The following is a 1,560-nucleotide window of genomic DNA, read 5'->3' as shown; positions in this document are numbered from 1 at the left end:
TCGGGATCAGCGCCGAGCGGTACGAGTCGGAGAACGTGTTCTTCCCGGGGTCGCAGAGCGTGTACGTGTACAACTCGCTCGCCGACTTCTACGCCGACGCCAACGGCTACCTGGCCAATCCCAACCGCACCACGTCGCCCGTGACCCTGCGGCGCTTCCAGGTGCGCTGGGCCAACATCCCGGGGCAGGACAAGCCGGTGCAGCCCCTGGAGGTGTTCTATACCGGGGCCTACGCCCAGAACGAGTGGCGCCCCAACGGCCGGTTCACCCTCACCACCGGCCTGCGCGTGGACGTGCCGGTGTTCGGCAACACGGCGTACACCAACGCGGCGGCCGACCTGCTGACCTTCCGCGACGAGAACGGGCGCGACGTGAAGTACAGCACGGGCAAGCTGCCGGACCCGGCGCCCCTGTTCTCGCCCCGCCTGGGCTTCAACTGGGACGTGCTGGGCACCCGCTCCACGCAGGTTCGCGGCGGAACCGGCGTGTTCACCGGGCGTCCCGCGTTCGTGTGGATCAGCAACCAGATCGGCACCACCGGCGTGCTGACGGGCTTCGAGCAGCTCGACAACACCACCGCCCGGCCGTTCAATCCCGATCCGAACACCTACAAGCCCAAGACCGTCACCGGCGCCCCGGCCTCGAGCTACGAGCTGGCGCTGACCGATCCCGACTTCCGCTTTCCGCAGGTGTGGCGCACCAACCTGGCAGTGGACCAACGCCTTCCGCTGGGGCTGGTGGCCACCGTCGAATACCTGTACGGGCGTGACCTGAACGGCGTGTACTACATCAACGCCAACCTGGCGCCGGCCAACACCGCCTTCACCGGCCCCGACCCGCGGCCGCGCTGGACGTCGGCCAGCGGCCGCTGCCCCACGGTGTCGGGCGGCTTCAACCGCCTGAACTGCAACGTCGCGAACGCCGTGGTGCTGAAGAACGGGGACCAGGGCAGGTCGTGGAACCTGTCGGCCTCGCTGGAGCGCCCCTTCGCGCGCGGGGTGTTCGCGAAGGTGGCGTACAGCTACGGCGAGGCCAGGAACACGGTGGACGCCGGCTCCATCGCGTTCGGGTCGTGGAACAACAACCCGCACGCGGGCGACCCCAACAACCCCGGCCTGGGCTTCTCCGCGAACTCCCCGGGGCACCGGGTGTTCGCCGCGCTTTCCGCGCGCCGCGACCTGTTCGGCTTCGGCGCCACGACGGTTTCGCTGTTCTGGGAGGGCCGCAACGGCGGCAACGCCAGCTACGTGTACGGCGGCGACCTGAACGGCGACGGCGGCACCAGCAACGACCTGCTGTACGTGCCGCGCGACCCGTCGGAGATGAACTTCCAGCAGTACACGCAGACGGTGGGCTCCGGCTCGACCGCCAAGACGTTCACCTTCACGGCCGCGCAGCAGGCCGAGGCCTTCGAGGCGTTCATCCGGCAGGACCGGTACCTGCGGGAGCACCGCGGCGAGTACGTGGAGCGCAACGCCGTGTTCCTGCCCATGGTGTACCGGATGGACTTCTCGGTGTCGCAGCAGCTCGCCTCGCGCATCGGCGGCCGGCGCCACGGCC

The 1,560-nt window shown here is 69.4% G+C and carries 1 pseudogene; it reads left to right on the top strand.

Features of this window, described 5'->3' with window-relative positions:
• Positions 1-1,560 (top strand): annotated as a pseudogene (locus VIB55_RS03350) (TonB-dependent receptor); the annotation flags it as partial.

Origin of the sequence: Longimicrobium sp. (assembly GCF_036554565.1) — a bacterium.
In the GTDB taxonomy this organism is placed as follows: Bacteria; Gemmatimonadota; Gemmatimonadetes; order Longimicrobiales; family Longimicrobiaceae; genus Longimicrobium.
Note: the sequence above shows the minus strand (reverse complement) of the source record. Positions and strands in the feature narration are given on the sequence as shown.